The sequence below is a fragment of the Shouchella rhizosphaerae genome, assembly GCF_900142675.1.
GTDB classification, from domain to species: domain Bacteria; phylum Bacillota; class Bacilli; order Bacillales; family Bacillaceae_D; genus Shouchella; species Shouchella rhizosphaerae.
On record NZ_FRBS01000008.1, the window covers coordinates 48,570 to 65,451 of the forward strand.

Genomic DNA, 16,882 nt, shown 5'->3' on the forward strand with positions numbered 1-16,882 from the left:
AGCCTGTTTTCACACAAAAAAAAAGCAAGTGCTTTGCCAGCAACTTGCTTTTTTCCTTATTAATCAAGTATTGTTACTTTCACGCTTTTGCTTCCATAGTTCGTAGCGTCTTCTTTTGTTGGGACGTGTACGTCAATTTTGTTTCCTTTGATAGCACCGCCTGTATCGCCAGCAATGGCTTCGCCGTACCCTTCCACGTGTACACGGGTGCCGAGGGGGATGACACTTGGATCTACAGCAATGACTTTCATGTTGGCATTGCTGTTTAAATCAATGCCAGTCGCCGTAATTCCGCTACAGCCGTCACAAGCCGCTGTATAAGCAGTCGATTGCATTTGCAATGTCTTTTGTTGTTTCTCTTGTTCCACTTCTTGCTTTTCTTGCGGTTTGGCGCTTTCCTGTTTCGGTTTTTCCGGTTCGCTTACTGGCTGATCCACTGGTTCTTGGCTGACTGTTTCATGGGCCGTTTGCGTCTCAGAGACATACTCTTTTGCCTCTTCTTGTTTTGTTCCAACCGCAATAACACGGTTTTCACTCTCTTCAACCGTTTCCGTCTTCACAAGTTGCCTGTCGACCTCGACGCCGTCTTCAAGCGTCACTTCATAGTGAAGAGCTTGCTTGCCTTTTTTCCCTTTTTCTACTACACGCTCCACGCCATGGTTTAAATCGCTATCTTCTTCGCGAAGCGTTTCAAATGCAGTTGGTTCCTCAATGACATCGGTGACTTTTTCAACACGTACGAGGCGGATATCAAGCCCGTCCCGCAATTCTTCGTCTAAAGCTGGCTCAACTCGGTCAAGCTCGCCAAGCTCGACATTGGCTTCTTTCAAAAAGTCAGCGACAGTCGCTGAGGTGCTCCAGTACTCGCCTTCATTGCCGTCATAGGCAAATGTCAAAAGCACTGCTGGCGAATAGGCAATATGTAATCCATCCTCAATCGGGGTATCCCCACTTGGTTCAATCTCGTCTTCTGCTTTTGGTTCGATGCCTAACTCAGTAAACAAATCGTTTACATTGTCAGCAACTGTGTAGACTGTGGTCTCCTCACCGGCAACAGACAATGTCACTTCAGCTGCAGGCTTGTAAACAATGTCCATCCCAGATTCAATCTCCGTTTGCAACGACGGTTCAATCAAATCATGTTCACCTACATGGATCTCCAAGCTTTCAAGCAAATCCGCGACTGTCGATTCGTGCGTGCGCACAGTAACCTTCTCGCCGTTTTGTTCAACAGCAACCGCTTTTTTGGTCAACTCAAATAACCCAGATAAAATAAGAATTAGTCCTAGGAAAAGTGCGACTGCAATCAAGATCCTCCGCCTAATGGCAGGGTCGGCTTCAGGCCTATTCAACAGGTTGTGCTTATCGCTCATCGTTCGTCCCTCCTCAAGCACCGAATTATAGAGACGAACGAATAGCGTGTCAACAACAGTTACACAAACGTAACAAAGCAGTAACCTTTGCAATTTGCCCAGATGCTAGGGATAAAAACTAATTATTGTCTTTAATTCCAAATAATTTTAGAGCGTTTTCCCTCGTTTTCTGGCTTAGCTCCTCATAACGGATACCCCGTAATTCTGCGATATCTTCTGCCACCCGCTTTACATAGGCTGGCTCATTTCGTTTTCCCCGATAAGGGTGAGGAGCCAAATAAGGACAATCGGTTTCAATTAGCAACCGTTCGATCGGCACATGCGCAGCTACTTCTTTTGGCCGTCTAGCGTTCTTAAATGTGACAGGGCCACCTAGGCCAATATGGAAATTCATGTTTAAGCAACGGTCCGCTATTTCCACGCTGCCGCCAAAACAGTGCATAATGCCGCCAACTTCAGCTGCTCCTTCTTCCTCAAGGAGATGAACGACATCTTGGTCGGCTTCGCGATTGTGAATAATAATCGGCAACTTCACTTTTTTTGCTAAAGCAATTTGTTTGCGGAACACTTCTTTTTGGACATCTTTTGGCGATTTGTCCCAATGGTAATCAAGGCCCATTTCGCCAAGAGCAACCACTTTTGGATGGGCTGATAGCTCTTCCAGCCAGTGCAAATGCTTATCCTTCATATCGATGGCATCGACCGGATGCCAACCGACAGCTGCATATAAATCCTCGTATTGTTCCACAAGTTCCATCGCCCGCTCAATTGTAGGCTCGTCAAAACCAATAACCACCATTTCTTTAACGCCTGCTTCCTGCGCCCTTGCAATCGTTTCCTGTACATCTCCTTGGAACTGCTTGGCATTCAAGTGGACATGCGTATCAAATAACATCACTATTCACCTCAAAGGCATTTTATGCCTTTTGGCTATGTGAACGCAAGCAAAGCAAAAAAGTGGGCTTCTTTACTATCTTTTATCGTCTGCTCGCATATAGGCAATAACAGCTGTTCCAGGTACACGAAAACCATTTGCTCAGGCACACGTACTTCGACTGCCATCTGCGTATTCGATCAGTTTGGCTGATTGTAATAGTGGAATGACTGCCAAAACGGCCCCGATTGGTCAATGATCGGTTCGATCTCAGCAAAGGGAATTTTAAAAGTAGGAAAACCAGCCGCATAAGGCGCCAGCTCATATACATCAAAGACAAGATAGAGCGCATGCTCATCAACATAGAAAGGTTGGGTGCTGTTCACCCCTTTGTATGCATTTGGAAAGTACTCATCCGCCTGTTTTTTTATTTGTTCGCCTACCAGTTTGCTTAAAACTGCCGCATAATCACGGCCATGTTTAAATAGTTCCGACAGGGCATAATCATGGCCATTGCGTACGTCCACATTGGCAAAAGTCCTTGTTGGCATCCCATGGGCCGCGCCAAATGGATACGTATAGCCATCGATTTCCAACACAACAAGGTGTTTTTTAAAAAAGAGAACATTAAAATCACCTGTAAACGTACGTTCTTTTGTTTCCGCTTCTGTGACATGACGAACACCAGCTTGCTTCGCCAATTTTTGATTGATGGCCTGTTGTTCGAGTTGGTTCGCCATTCCTTCAATTTGCGGATAATAAACATAATAATTGGGCCCACGTTTATACAGGCGTTCTTGGATGCGATAAGGACGGCGCAGTAGGATTTCCGTGTCTGGGTGCCAAATGATTTTTCCATGCTCATCTGTATAAAAAAGACGCTGGTCAATGAATGCCGAAACAATGCCGTTTTCCTTCCGAAGTACACCTGTACCAGAAAACGCGGGGAATGTCTTGACTTTGTGGCCTTCTCTATCAATAAAAAACGTTCTGTCGTCCTTCACTGCGCTAGCAGTGCCTTTGTTAAAAGAGCCAATCTCATCATAAACAAAGTCCGTCAATACCGCCCCGCTTGTATTAGCGATCGCATAACGGCTTAAAAACGGCCTATTGGCGTCCTTCGCTTTCCCAAGCGCAATACGTCCTTCTTGAAGCAAGCGTATTTCATTGTATATAGGTTCAAAGATGGTGTCGCCTGCTTTATTCATCAACCCATAAGAATAGTTGTCGTCACTCGTTGCGATAATCGCAAAGCCATCCTCATAGGCAAAAGCCATGCCATATTTGGGCGGAATAACGACATTTCCTGCTTCATCCAAATAGCCATAACGATCCCCTTCCTTAAAAGCTATTCGTCCTTCGCTTAGCGATCCCACATCGGCATATGGATATGTATGCAGCACAAGCCCGTTCTCATCAATTAACTGAAACTCTGCCGTTTTTGTTTGCACGACCGCTTTTCCTTCGTCAAAATCATAAGCAAAAAGATAACGGGCTGCTATCACTTCCTCGCCATTAGAATTAAGAAACCCGTAACGGCCATTTGTTTGAAACAGCGCACGGCTATTTTTCATTGGAGCCATGTAGGCATACGTTTTTTTCGTACGCACCTGGCCTTTCTCATCAATCATTTTAAACCCGTCTTTTGTTTGGATAATTGCCCGTTCTTCTGAAAAAGGTTGAATGCTTTTATAGACGGGCTTTACGGCAAAACGGCCGAATTGATTAATAAGCCCTTGCTTTTCATTTAATGTAACAATCGCAAAACCATTCCTTTGAAAAGGCTCTGCTCCTTCATAAACGAGTGAAATGCGGATGCGCCCTCTGTCGTTGATATACCCCCATTTCGTGCCATTTACCGTCTTCGTCGACACGGGATAAAGGTTCTCAGTCAATCGTTCCACGCTACCAACCTCCTGCTTCGCCTGGTTGGTCCAGTATATGACTGCTTTTCCTAAGCCATGTATAAAAATGGCCGATTTTCATTTGGCCATTGCCCTGTGTATACTGGGTGGTAAGCACCAGAAAAGGAATGGAGGGAAATGTATGTCTACTTCGTCTAATGAACGGATCCTTGTTTGTGTCAATTACGGTCATCACGGCAGCAAACTCATTAAAAGAGGGGCCAGTCTTGCAGCCCAACTAAACGCGCCTTTATCGATCCTCGTGTTTGATTCTTTGCCAGAAGAGGAGTATAAACACGATAAAAAAATTGATATGTCCATTTTTAAAGAACTTGCTGATGAATACGGTGCTGATTTGAGTGTAGAGAAATCTCATGCCTACAATATTACAAACGTTATTTCGAACTTTGCAAAAGAAAAACAAGCAACACAAATTGTCATCGGCCAAATTGCTGAAAATTTATGGACTGCCCTACTCGGCGGTTCGATTATTGACACGTTGCTTGAAAAAGCACCGTTCGCTGATCTTCATGTTGTCCCTAAAGAACGGGCCGATGAAACGGATAATTGGAATTTTGAAAGAGGCGTATCTGCCTATTTGGTGGAACAAACAGATGGCACTTATGAACTGCGATTTGACGACAGCAAAGGCTTCACCTATGAAGGCGTCTTCTTTAAAGAGCGGCAAACGGATTTTAATAGCGGCATTTTCTCTTTCACTAAGGACGGCCATATATTTGAAGTTCGTGTTGACGATGGCACAGTCCGCCAACTGGTCGATATCGATGAAACATAATCGTATGAAACCAGTTACTTGCCAATCGTCCTCTCCATCTAAAACTAAAAAAGCGCCAAACGACGGGCATTTCCCCTTTGTCTGGCGCTTTTGCTTTGGCTGCTTATTGCTCGTGTTTTTTTCGTTTTGCCCAGGCATATGAAAACGAGCCTTCATAACGAGTGGCAGCCCCATTTTCAAGCCAATAGGTGACAGGAAAAAGTTTGTTCAAAAAATAACGGTCATGGGATACTGCGATGATCGTGCCTGTAAACTCAGCCAATGCCTCTTCAAGCACTTCTTTTGAGTCTATATCAAGATGGTTTGTCGGTTCATCCAACACGAGCACATTATGCTTTTCGAAAATCAACTGCGCTAGCCGCAGCCGCATTTTTTCGCCTCCACTTAAATCGGCGACACGCTTAAAAACGTCCTGGCCATAAAACAAAAACCGCGCTAACTGGCCTCGGGCTTCGCCATCTGCTAAAAGCGCACTGGCGCGGAATGCTTCGAGCACCGTCTGCTTTGGATCAAGTTCTGTACCATGCTGGGACAAATAGCCTAGTGAAACACTAGCCCCTATTTTGCATTGTCCTGTATCAGGCTCGATCTCCCCTAATATGAGCTTTAATAGCGTCGATTTCCCCTCTCCATTAGCGCCAACAAGGGCCACTCGTTCTTGATGGCGCACAGCTAAGTCAACTTGACCAAGCACTTGCCGTTCGCCAAATGTCTTCGAAACGGATTTTAGTTCAACTACATCTTCGCCACTGCGCCCTTGCTGCTCAAAAGACAATTCTACTTTCTTCGTTTGCGGCGGCTTTTTTAGCTCTTCCATCCGCGCTAATGCTTTTTCCATGCTCTTAGCCTGGCGGTGCATCCCTGCATTAGGCGGATTCGCACGGTTCGCCCATTCTTTCAGGCGCTTAATCGCTTCCCGCATTTTCTTCATCTTTTTCTGTTGATCCGCGTATTGCTGGAATTCTCTCATGAGGCGTTCTTCACGCTCTTTTAAATAGCCACTGTAATTGGCTGCATATTGATGCAGCACCCCGTTCTCCATTTCCCATATTTCCGTTACAGCCGCATCAAGGAAAGCACGGTCATGAGAAATAATGAGCACAGCCCCTGCATAATGGCGCACCCAGTCAGCAAGCCAATCAAACGCGTACAGATCTAGATGGTTAGTTGGTTCATCTAGAATGAGTAGTTCAGGCTTTTGCAACAATAAACAGGCTAGGCCGACTTTTGTCCGTTCGCCACCGCTAAGAGCCCCCCAACGTTTCTCAAGCAAACCTGTAATGCCAAGCCCTGCGGCAATGCGGCGAATATTGGCCTCATATTCAAAGCCACCAACATCAGCAAACTGCTGCTGTAAACTGCCGTATTCCTCTAAGACACGCTCTAGCTTGGCTGGTTGCTGCTCAGTTGCAAGCACTTCTTCCAATCGCGTCATATGCTCTTTTACTTTTTTTATATCGCTAAATACCGTTTCTAGTATCGTGTAGACACGTCTATCAGGCGAATAGGTAGGTGCTTGGGCTAACATGCCTTTCGCCAGTCCTTTACGCCAGCCGACCTCACCAGTTGCAGGGGGTTCTACTCCGGCAAGAATACGGGCCAGTGTTGTCTTCCCTTCGCCATTCCGTCCGACGAGACCAATGCGGGCACCGCTTTTGATTTCCATGGACAGGTTTGCAAACACTTGTGTAGCGCCATATGACTGGCTAACTTGATTGGCATAACAAAGAATCACGTTTCATTCCTCCTATTGATAGTAGGAAGAGACTTGTGTACACCAAAAAGACGGCAGAGAAAATTCTCCGCCGCCTCAATCCGTATGCGAGTAGAAATGTCTCTTCCTAATGGTTTTTCCTATGCAGTTGCGTAAAAAAGGACAGACTGGTCCAATTTTGCAACAACAGCGGAAAAAATAGCCTGACAAATCCACAAATAGGCGCGAAACTTTGCCTGGCTGCCATTAAAAAGATCCATGTTCTACTCACCTCCTTCATCATTACTGTTAGCGTAATGGAAGAAGGCAAAAATGTAAAGCATTCTATTCCTAAAACGGGAGGTAGTTGCCTTTCTACCTCTTTAGGTGGCGCTTTCAAACAACTTTAAGGAGAAATAACCCCAACTCCGGCGTTCGCCCGCACCACATCCTTCACTTGGTTTACAGGCGTTGCTTGATAGCTGTATGGTGGATTATAAGTCGTTGTCGAGACAGTTGGCTGCTCGCCAGTCGAAGAAACATAGCGGTTATTGACTAGATCCCAATACCCGATTTCCTTGCTGTCTCGGCTCACAATTGGATTGTTTGCTCTTTCAAAATCGTTCTCCTCGATTCGTACTTGAGCGCCCATGCGAGAATTGATCCCTGTCTCTCTAATATCTGCGTAGTAATTGCTGAAAATATGGGCTTCGCCAAAGCGAACAGAAGGCACACGGGAATTCAAGTTTTCAAAGTAATTATTGTGGAATGTAATTTTTCGTCCATATGAATCGCTGTCAGACGAACCCATCAGCATCGACTTCCAGCTGTCGTGTACATAGTTCCATGAGAAAGTGATGTAATCAGCATCCCGTTTCACATCAAACAATCCATCGTAATAATCCTTATGCACATCAAGGCTATTATAGAGTTCGTTATGGTCGACCCAAATGTTTTTGGATGGGCCTTCAATGCTAATGGCATCTTTATCGCCTGTATTCACATGATGAATTTTCAAATTGCGGATGATCACGTTATTGGCCCGCCACACTTTAATGCCAATTCCGTTAAGTTCCCCATTTGTTCCTACCCCTAACAAAGACACATCATTGACATCTTTAATGTCAATCTTGCTTGCAGATGTGTTTGCAGGCGTGATTGTTCCGTTTATATAAATGGTTAAAGGCGTGTTCGCCTTTTTATTTTTTAGTGCGGCTATCAATTGGTCACCGGTGGAAACCGTGACAACATCTCCTCCAGCGCCTCCTGTAGTCCCTCCATTAAGAGTGGCAAACCCTTGCATTGAGAAATTCACATTGGCTGCTTCCGCCCCTTCTTGCCCATACGCTGGCATGGAAAAAGCACCAAACGCCAGCAAAAACACAACCATGAACGACCACAACTTTCTCAAATCTCATCCCCTGCTTTCCTTTATTTTTTCTACTCAACAACCGACTTCCATCCTTGCCTCCTTTCATTTGTAAATCATGCTCAGTTTATTACACAGCTTGCTATAACGATGATAATCATTCTCTCAGAACCCATTTAAAGCTAATTGTCCACTGGCTTTTTTCGTTACTTTCTTTCTCGGACAATCGAGTCGTTATCGGCTGTTTTAAGATTTTTGTACAAGCGCTGCCTTCTTTTCTAGTTGCAATTTTGTTTCTCAATAGGTAGAATAAATGCTACTGTTAATTTAAAAAAATAAATCAACGTGCATATTGACAAAAATGAGGGATCGTTATGCAAAATTATGAAGTTATGGATATTACGTTAAAACAACAAAAAATCATATCCGATCCTTTGCGTGGGCAAATTATCAGTTTGCTCGCAGAAAAGCCGATGACTTCAAAGCAAACAGCCGTTGAGCTAGGAAAGAACCCTGGAACAATTTATTACCATATTAAGCAATTGTATGAACATGGCATTCTGGAACTCGACCATGTGGAAACAGTAAAAGGAATTGTCGAAAAGTATTATAAAGCGAAAACGACTTTGTTCAGGGGACCTGGGGGAATAGGGGAAGCGCACCGTGTGAAAAATAGGGTGCCTTTATACTTGTCCGATACGTTAATGGATGACATGCAGGAAGAGATGTACGAGCTTTTTAAAAAATACGGCAAAAAAGCACGGGCCGATAAAACTGCGAAAATCCCTTGCATCGTTGAATTTTCTATCACGGAAATACAAGAAGACAAAAATGAGTGAGCGTGACAGCACTCACAAAAGAACCAGTCGCCGGCAACTCCGGTCAACTGGTTCTTTTCTTTATGATTCGTTATTTTACTTGCGCCCCGTTTGGCAGATCACCATCAACGGTTGCGAGCTGCAGTTTCTTTCCTTTTGAGCCGGCGAGGATCATCCCTTGGGATAATTCACCGCGTAGTTTAACAGGCTTTAAATTCGTCACGCAAATGACTTTTTTTCCAACTAAATCACTTGGTGCATAATACTTGGCAATCCCTGAAACGACTTGGCGCGTTTCCGTGCCCAGGTCCAACTGGATTTTTAACAGTCGGTCCGCACCTTCCACTGGCTCAGCAGCAGTCACTTCTGCAACCTTAAGCTCGACCTTTGAAAAATCGTCGATTGTAATTTCATTTTCATCTTCTATTTCCTCAGGTTCTGGGTCGGCCTTGCCACCCATAAGCTCGACAATATAATCGACTTCTTTTTCGACATCAAGGCGTGGGAAAACAGGCTCTCCTTTGCTAACCTTTGTACCAGCCGGGAGTTGCCCAAAAACGCGGATCGATTCCCAGCCAGCAAGGCTTTCGTCAATGCCTAGCTGTGCCCATATTTTTGCTGGCGTTCGTGTCATAAATGGGCGGATCAGCACAGAAATGATCCGAAGTGACTCGGCTAAGTGGTACATAACCGAACCAAGAAGTTCGCGATTATCTTCTTCTTTTGCTAGCATCCACGGCTGCGTTTCGTCAATGTATTTGTTTGTACGGCTAACGAGTTGCCAAATCGCAGCCAAAGCAATCGAGAACTCCATTTCCTCCATCGCGTCTTCCACTTTTGTAATCGTTGCTTGGACAAGGTCAAGCAAGTCCTCGTCAAATGGCGATGCACTTTTGACGTAAGCAGGGATTTCGCCATTAAAGTATTTATTGATCATCGCTACAGTACGGTTGAGCAAGTTGCCAAGGTCATTGGCTAAATCATAATTGACTCGTTCTACAAATGCTTCCGGCGTAAAGACCCCGTCAGCACCAAACGGCACTTCCCGCAGTAAGTAATAGCGGATCGCATCGAGACCAAAATGGTCAATTAATGGCGCAGGGTCAACCACGTTTCCTTTAGACTTTGACATTTTGCCGTCCTTCGTCAAAAACCAGCCATGGCCAAATACTTTTTTCGGCAACGGCAAATCAAGCGCCATTAACATGATCGGCCAGTAAATTGTATGGAAACGCAAAATATCTTTTCCGACCAAATGGACATCCGCAGGCCAGTACTTTTGGTAAAGGGTATCATCTGTTGTTCCATAACCAAGTGCCGTAATGTAATTTGTGAGCGCATCAATCCACACATAGACGACATGCTTTGGATCGCTTGGCACTTTCACGCCCCATGTAAAGGACGTTCGCGAAACAGCCAAATCTTGCAGACCTGGTTTAATGAAATTGTTGATCATTTCATTTTTTCGTGATGCTGGCTGGATAAAGTCAGGGTTTTCTTCATAGAAAGCTAGGAGGCGATCTGCGTATTTGCTCATCCGAAAGAAGTAAGATTTTTCACGGACTTTTTCGACTGGATGGCCGGAGTCTGGGCTTTTTCCGCCGATAATGTTGCCTGATTCGTCTTTAATAGGGTCAACAAGCTCCCGTTCACCATAAAACGTTTCATCGGACACACAATACCAACCTTCATACTCGCCTAAGTAAATATCGCCTTGTTGAACAAGTTGTTCAAAAATTTTCTCGACCATGTTTGTATGGCGCTTTTCCGTTGTACGGATAAAATCATCGTGTGAAATGTCAAGTTTCTTCCATAACTCTTTAATCGGTTTTACCATTTCATTCGTGTATTCCAGTGGAGAAATTCCTTTTTCCTTCGCCTTCTGCTCAATTTTTTGCCCATGTTCATCTGTCCCTGTCAAATAACGGACATCATAGCCGCGTAGCCGTTTGTAGCGTGCCATTGCATCACCAGCAACGGTCGTATAGGTGTGCCCAATATGGAGCTTGCCGCTTGGGTAATAAATTGGTGTCGTAATATAAAACGTTTTTTCGCTCACGCTATTCATCCTCTCTCTTTTTGAATAAAACAAAAAACCTCTCGCCGCATCGGGACGAAAGGTTTGCTCACGTGGTACCACCCAAATTTTCCTCATCATGGGACAAGGCTCAAAGCCAGTAACGTTGGCACACGCTGCCCCCTTACACTCGGCTCGAAGGCATGTATCTCCAGGACCATCTTCCAAAGCGCGCCAGTCCGGCTTTCACCTAACCCGGCTCTCTATCACAAGCGCTCTCTTTGTACTCATCCGTTCATAGACATTCGATTTATCTTCATTCTTATCCAAAATATAGCCAATCATACATCACTTTGTCAAGCCTGGTCATACAACGTCGCAAATGGCGTTTTCTCTTTTTTAAGCTTTCCTTCCCTGCATAAACGTTCAAGTTCTTCTTTCCACTCAGAGACATCCCATGCTTTGGACGCTTGCTTGTTTAATGCATCCAGCTTTTGCATCACGTGCATTTCCGCCATTGGCAAAAAGTCCGCTAAAGCAGCAATGATTTCTTCATCGTCTGTTGCATTCATTTGCTCAAGCTCATCAAATGGATTCATCGTATGGGGACTCGTTGAATGGGCTAGCCGAATCCGAACCGCCATTGTCCGGCCGATAATCGCCGATGAAACAAAGACATCCCCTGACCGCAAATAAGGAAGACGCTTGCCTTCTTCCGCTGTTAAGTCGGTTTCTTCCTTAATCGTTTGGATGTCCGTTCCCCGCACTGTACGAAAAACAAATTTTGAATTGAGCTGTGCCGTAATCGTTTCATCGAGCAACGTTGGTCGTTGCGTTGCGAAGATTAGAAACGTCCCATACTTCCGTCCTTCCTGGGCAATTTCCTTTAACACTGACTTGGCTGGCGCATCAAAGCCTTTCGGGGCAAAATTGTGCGCTTCATCGGTCACAATGACAAACGGCGGAAAAAATTGGGCTTGTTGCTGCTGGAGCTTCGCATCTTTGTAAGAGCGTCTTTTTGAATAAAGCGTGCCAATGACATAGCTGGAGAACACTTGCAGCAACCAAACAGCTCCTTGGACGACAACAAGCTTGCCACTATGGATGCCGTGCTCAATGGCACGGATATTTTGTTGGAAAAGCCCTGCTTGATTGAGCCGGTGCAAGCGCCATTGAATTCCTTTTACAGAGGACGGCGGCAAACTGCCAAACTGATCTAACAACTTTTTAAAGGTGCCGTATCGAGCTATTTCATCTCGTGACATGCCGCCGTCATGGAGCATACCGTCTATTTTCTGTTTGCCCATGTCAAGTGCTTCTATTAAATTGGCAACGCGGTCGGAAAACGATTGATAACTGTCTTTCTTTTTATGGAGTGTTTGCACGACATTGACCATTGATTCCGTTAACGATCCGGCAGCGCCAAGGAGCCTTTCGATGTCCCGTGTCGACAAGGCGGAGAAATCAACGCCGACATCGCGGCCGATTTGGACGACTTCATAGCGTGAGTCGTAATCAACCTGACCTTTATGAGCTTCGGTTTTGCCTGAAAAATTCATTTCAAAATGGGGATCAAACACAAGCGCTGGAATTTTTAACTTCATTAATTCCTCAAGCATCACCCGCAAACCGAATGACTTCCCTGATCCCGAGCCACCGAATACGCCAATATGGGGATATTGCTGCATCGCGCGAATGTCAAAAATGAACGGGACACCCTGTTGCGCCGTTGTCTTTCCTTGTTCGTGCATAAGCATAAGCCCTTGTAAACGCTCAGGAATCGTTTCGGCGATAAAGTCAGTTGACTTCACTTCGCCGAGAACCATCCCTTTCTCTGGCCCTGTCGTCAACAGCAAATGCTCGATTTCACTAAACTCAGGATGGCGCACTGCTGCACCTGTTTGGATTGGCTTTTGGGCCTCTTCAAATAAGCGCACTTTGGCTAGATGGATATCGTCTTGGCCAATATCGTATCCAATCGCTTCGAGTGTTTCCAGTACATCGCGATCGACTAACCCTTTATCCATTCCCATTGGAATATAGCGATTGTAGGAAAATGTTTCGACGACTTCCCCTTTTGGCTTAAACAGTTCGTCGTCTTCAATGACTAACATTTCATTCATGCGGAACTTATGGGTTTTTGAAGCAACATGGACTTCATGCTGCGTCGTGACACCAACCACTTGCATCGTTGTTTCCTCCTTTTAATAAGGCCTGCTTTGCCGCATTTTTGTAAAAAACTGCTTCCGAACATCGGGATCTAAATATTGTTCAACCAACCCTTCGACAAGCTGGTCCGTTATGCGGATTTCTTTGTCAATGTAATCAAGCCAAAGAGGAATGCCCCGGCCTTCTTTTGGGGTGAGCGTACAAAGCAAATCGCCGACAAACGCCATATGTGACGCTTGTTCTTCAAGCATATCAAATCCGGTGATCGCAGGCGTCGCTCCAAGCCTCATCCAAACGGACGTTAAGCCTGCTTTATGTTGGATATCTTCCAGGTAAACCATTTCATTTTGGTTTAACACGCCAAACAGCAAGTCTCTGTCATAAGAATACGGGTTCTTCGCAAACGGGGCAAAAGCTGGCAATTGAACTAAGTTTTCCGTTGTGATTTCTTCCGAAACGCCAACAAGCAACGTATCGTTTTTTAATGCAAGCGCCCGCAACGCTTCCCATTCCTCTGGCGCGTCAATCCGATAATGGTAGAGGGCCCCGTCCATGAGCATGACGCGGATATCTTCTGCTTCAAGCAAGCGGGTAGCCGCTTCAAGCTCTAACTTAGCAAGTAAATACGAGCGGCGATTGCCTGAAGACTCATCTTGTTCCTCCAACAAGGGCACATACAAATCAGAAGCCCATTGTTCCTTGCCATCTGTTGTTTTCGCTAACGCTTGAAAAAAATAAAGGACATGTGGCGGCTCGCCATTTGTTTGGTTGACCGAGCCGTCAGCGCCGCCAATTTTCCGCCCTTCTAAAAGATTAACGAGGTAGCCTGCCGAAATTGTCTCCATTTGTCGAATAATCGTTGCCGACTTCCTCAAATTTTGTCGAATCAAATCTTTTTGACTATGACTATTTGAATACTGCTTTCTTAAAAGGTTGTTAGATTGCTTTAATTTGGAAATTATTTCTTCGCTTAAATCCATCATTTCTTTCCCCCTTTCTGAGATACTACCACTGTTAAACCATTGCTATTACAGGATTATTCTTTCCAATGCACTCGCGGGGCGCACAAGTTTTCACAAAATATGCGATTTTTTATATAAATTTGTTTGACTTGTTTTGGAAATATTGTTATTCTTAGATTACTATAGAATTATGTCGAATTATGACACATACAGAGTCCGTTTATTTTTCGTAAATAAGCGCACACCACCATATTTGAGGAGGAAATCTAAGAATGAAATCTACAGGAATTGTACGCAAAGTGGATGAATTAGGTCGTGTTGTCATTCCCATCGAACTGAGACGTACATTAGAAATCGCCGAAAAAGACGCGTTGGAAATTTATGTCGACAATGACCGCATCATTCTCAAGAAGTATAAAGCTAACATGACTTGCCAAGTAACTGGCGAAGTGTCTGATGACAACCTATCACTCGCAAACGGCAAGATCATTCTTAGTCCTCAAGGTGCCGAAGCAATCATTGGCCAACTGCAAGAATATGTCGCTAAAAAATCATAAGCATGATGCTTTTAAAACCTGCCTCTTTATGTGGCAGGTTTTTTGTTTTTAGTGCTGATGGTACGTTTGGTAAATTTGCCGTTTCGGAACACCACGATCAACAGCTACTTGCTTAATCGCGTCTTTTTGGTTCAGACCAATGGCGATATAATGATCCACATGCGCTGTTTCACTCAACGGTGCCCACCATTGTTCTTGCTCTTCATTTGCCTGTTGGCTTGCCCCTTCGACAACTAAACAAAACTCCCCTTTGATCGTCCCTGTTTCGGTCCAAGCGACCGCTTCACTTAGGAGACCACGCTGATACTCTTCAAATTTCTTAGTCAGTTCCCGGCCAATGGCGATTTCCCTGTCGCCAAACGCTTCGTACATCGCTGCTAACGTCTGGCTAAGGCGGTGTGGCGCTTCGTAAAACAACATCGTTTCATTTGCTGTGGCCAAACGGGCTAACGCTTCCTTCCGATCTTTTTTCACTCGCGGCAAGAAACCGTGGAAGGCAAATTGCTTAGCCGGCAAGCCTGAAGCGACCAAAGCAGTCAGGGCTGCATTTGCCCCAGGCAAAGCGACAACGGGAATGCCTGCATCAATGCAGAGCTTGGCAAGCGCTTCACCAGGGTCAGAAATTCCAGGCATGCCTGCATCACTGACAAGAGCAATTGTTTTTCCCTTTTCCATTTCCGCTAAAAGGTCAGCGCCGGCTTGCTTTTGATTATGCTCATGGTAGCTGACTAGCGGCGTATGAATGTCAAAGTGAGCCGTAAGTTTCCGAGTTTGCCTTGTATCTTCAGCGGCAATTAAATCGGCTTCTTTCAATATCCGAATTCCGCGGAATGTCATGTCCTCCAAATTGCCAATTGGCGTCGGCACCAAATAAAGGCACCCATCCGTGTGCTGGAAACTTTTTTGCTCTTTCATCGTCCTTCCTCTTTTCTTCGCATGGCTATGTAAAGCTGCTTTTCCTTTTTGGATAGTTGTTTAAAGGCATATTCGCAGCGCATCGCCTCTTCTTTTGTGGGAAATTCTTCAAAGAATACGAGCGTAAACGGCCCTCTTCCCCGGGTATACTTTGCCCCTTTGCCTGCTTCATGCATCGCTAGTCGTTTTTGCAAATGGTTGGTATACCCGGTGTACCAACTGCCATCCTTGCACTCAAGCACATACATCACATGTGTCATCTTCCAAAATACTCCCTTTGAAAGGCTGGCGTATACTCGTCTTCATTATAAACAATTAACGGCGGTTCACAAACAAGCCCTGGCTTGCCACCTTTTGTCCCTTCCAAAAGGACGATGTTGGCGTTTGCTTCCCCCCGAGGGTGGCAAAAACGCAGTCGTTTTGGCTCGATGTTGCATTTACGCATCTCCTCCATCATGTCTGCAAGCCGTTCTGGGCGATGGACGAGCGCTAGCTTGCCGCCATATTTCAATGCATAACTGCCTGCTTGGACAACGTCCGCCAACGTGCAGGCAAGCTCATGGCGAGCGACGGAGAGAGCACGCTGTTCTTTTACTTGCTTGTTTCCTCCAAGTTGAAAATAAGGAGGATTGCATGTAACTGTATCATACGAGCTATGGGCAAGGTTGTTTTTTGTGTCTTTTACATCAAAACATAGTGAAGTTACTTGTTTTTCTAGTTGATTCACGCGTATCGTCCGTTCTGCCATATCATGCAATCGCGCTTGAACTTCAACCAAATCGATCAATGCTTTCGTGCGAGCCGACAGAACGAGACCGACAATGCCATTTCCGCTGCACAAATCAAGAATACGCCCCTTTTGGATGGGCACATAAGCAAATCGGCCAAGCAACACCGCATCAATCGAATAAGCGAATGTCTGGTCACTTTGGATAATCGATAGGTTGCTGCCAGCCACTTTGTCGAGCCGTTCTCCTTGTAAAAGCATGGCCCCTCCTTTATCAACGAAAAAGTCGGCTACCCGAATAGATCGTCCAAACGGAGCCGACTTCTTTATTTAACATCTTGATGGTTGCACGTGCTTACTTTTGGTGCAGAAAGGACAGGCAAAACAAGCAGTCATCCCCTTCAGGCCTTATACTGCCGTAATGGGTGTTGCAAATATGGAATCCTTCTTGGTACAAACGGGCCAAATTTTCATGGCCTTCCCCCACCATTTTTTTGCGTGAGCTTTCTCCTGAGGGCGTAACCGTGTTTTTCGTCCCAGCTTCTGGTTCAAGCCGTTTACGGAGATTTTCATTTTCGACATGCAAGTAATGGTTTTCTTCAATTAAGTATGCCAGTTGCTCTTTTAGCCCTCTTAGTTCGTCATGAAGATCCCCTATCCGCTCTTCAAGGCTCGAGACTTGAGTGAATATGGCTTTTTTGTCCACAT

Annotated in this window: 15 protein-coding genes; 3 read left to right on the plus strand and 12 right to left on the minus strand. The window is 45.2% G+C overall.

Going from position 1 to position 16,882, the window contains the following annotated elements; translation table 11 throughout:
- Positions 1-59 precede the first annotated feature (59 nt).
- The 3 genes from BUC05_RS19760 to BUC05_RS19770 all read right to left on the minus strand — a co-directional run bounded on the left by BUC05_RS19760 (position 60) and on the right by BUC05_RS19770 (position 4,151).
- Positions 60-1,373, minus strand: a complete 1,314-nt coding sequence (locus tag BUC05_RS19760; RefSeq protein ID WP_244153328.1) for a G5 and 3D domain-containing protein — start codon at positions 1,371-1,373, stop codon at positions 60-62.
- Positions 1,374-1,491: 118 nt separating this feature from the next.
- Positions 1,492-2,268: a TatD family hydrolase gene (locus BUC05_RS19765; RefSeq protein ID WP_073305788.1), complete on the minus strand. Its 777-nt coding sequence runs from the start codon at positions 2,266-2,268 to the stop codon at positions 1,492-1,494.
- A gap of 179 nt (positions 2,269-2,447) precedes the next feature.
- Positions 2,448-4,151, minus strand: coding sequence for a WG repeat-containing protein (locus BUC05_RS19770; protein ID WP_073305790.1), 1,704 nt, complete (start codon positions 4,149-4,151; stop codon positions 2,448-2,450).
- A gap of 142 nt (positions 4,152-4,293) precedes the next feature.
- Here BUC05_RS19770 and BUC05_RS19775 point away from each other — a divergent pair, with 142 nt between their 5' ends.
- Entirely contained in the window at positions 4,294-4,947 is a 654-nt protein-coding gene (locus BUC05_RS19775; protein ID WP_073305805.1) for a universal stress protein, read from the plus strand.
- Between the two features lie 103 nt (positions 4,948-5,050).
- Here BUC05_RS19775 and abc-f read toward each other — a convergent pair whose 3' ends face one another.
- Positions 5,051-6,682 carry a ribosomal protection-like ABC-F family protein gene (abc-f, locus tag BUC05_RS19780; RefSeq protein WP_073305806.1) on the minus strand — a complete coding sequence of 544 codons (1,632 nt, stop codon included), beginning with the start codon at positions 6,680-6,682 and terminating at the stop codon, positions 5,051-5,053.
- Positions 6,683-7,046: 364 nt separating this feature from the next.
- Positions 7,047-7,994: a pectate lyase family protein gene (locus BUC05_RS19785; protein ID WP_244153331.1), complete on the minus strand. Its 948-nt coding sequence runs from the start codon at positions 7,992-7,994 to the stop codon at positions 7,047-7,049.
- A 389-nt stretch (positions 7,995-8,383) separates the two neighbouring features.
- On the opposite strand from BUC05_RS19785, the gene BUC05_RS19790 reads away from it, so the two are divergent.
- Positions 8,384-8,848 (plus strand): ArsR/SmtB family transcription factor, encoded by a 465-nt coding sequence (locus BUC05_RS19790; protein WP_073305808.1) that lies wholly within the window; start codon positions 8,384-8,386, stop codon positions 8,846-8,848.
- A gap of 70 nt (positions 8,849-8,918) precedes the next feature.
- On the opposite strand, the gene metG is transcribed toward BUC05_RS19790, so the two are convergent.
- The 3 genes from metG to BUC05_RS19805 form a co-directional block, all read right to left on the minus strand.
- The gene (gene metG / locus BUC05_RS19795; RefSeq protein ID WP_063609312.1) at positions 8,919-10,895 is read right to left on the minus strand and encodes a methionine--tRNA ligase; all 1,977 of its coding nucleotides are present in this window, start codon (positions 10,893-10,895) and stop codon (positions 8,919-8,921) included.
- 305 nt (positions 10,896-11,200) lie between these two features.
- Complete coding sequence (locus BUC05_RS19800) at positions 11,201-13,033, minus strand: ATP-binding protein (protein ID WP_073305809.1); 1,833 nt, start codon at positions 13,031-13,033, stop codon at positions 11,201-11,203.
- Positions 13,034-13,048: 15 nt separating this feature from the next.
- A complete protein-coding gene (locus BUC05_RS19805; protein ID WP_073305811.1) occupies positions 13,049-13,996 on the minus strand; it encodes a DNA double-strand break repair nuclease NurA in 948 nt (315 codons plus the stop codon).
- A 251-nt stretch (positions 13,997-14,247) separates the two neighbouring features.
- Here BUC05_RS19805 and BUC05_RS19810 point away from each other — a divergent pair, with 251 nt between their 5' ends.
- Positions 14,248-14,532, plus strand: coding sequence for a transition state genes transcriptional regulator AbrB (locus BUC05_RS19810; RefSeq protein WP_011244922.1), 285 nt, complete (start codon positions 14,248-14,250; stop codon positions 14,530-14,532).
- Between the two features lie 48 nt (positions 14,533-14,580).
- On the opposite strand, the gene rsmI is transcribed toward BUC05_RS19810, so the two are convergent.
- The 4 genes from rsmI to yabA form a co-directional block, all read right to left on the minus strand.
- On the minus strand, positions 14,581-15,447 hold the full coding sequence (gene rsmI / locus BUC05_RS19815) for a 16S rRNA (cytidine(1402)-2'-O)-methyltransferase (protein WP_073305813.1): 867 nt from the start codon (positions 15,445-15,447) through the stop codon (positions 14,581-14,583).
- A complete protein-coding gene (locus tag BUC05_RS19820) occupies positions 15,444-15,707 on the minus strand; it encodes a GIY-YIG nuclease family protein (RefSeq protein WP_011244920.1) in 264 nt (87 codons plus the stop codon). The genes rsmI and BUC05_RS19820 overlap by 4 nt, the downstream gene beginning before the upstream one ends.
- Positions 15,704-16,435 carry a tRNA1(Val) (adenine(37)-N6)-methyltransferase gene (locus BUC05_RS19825; RefSeq protein WP_011244919.1) on the minus strand — a complete coding sequence of 244 codons (732 nt, stop codon included), beginning with the start codon at positions 16,433-16,435 and terminating at the stop codon, positions 15,704-15,706. Before BUC05_RS19825 ends, BUC05_RS19820 begins: the two co-directional genes overlap by 4 nt.
- A 94-nt stretch (positions 16,436-16,529) precedes the next feature.
- Complete coding sequence (gene yabA, locus BUC05_RS19830) at positions 16,530-16,880, minus strand: DNA replication initiation control protein YabA (RefSeq protein WP_035202192.1); 351 nt, start codon at positions 16,878-16,880, stop codon at positions 16,530-16,532.
- Positions 16,881-16,882: the final 2 nt, after the last annotated feature.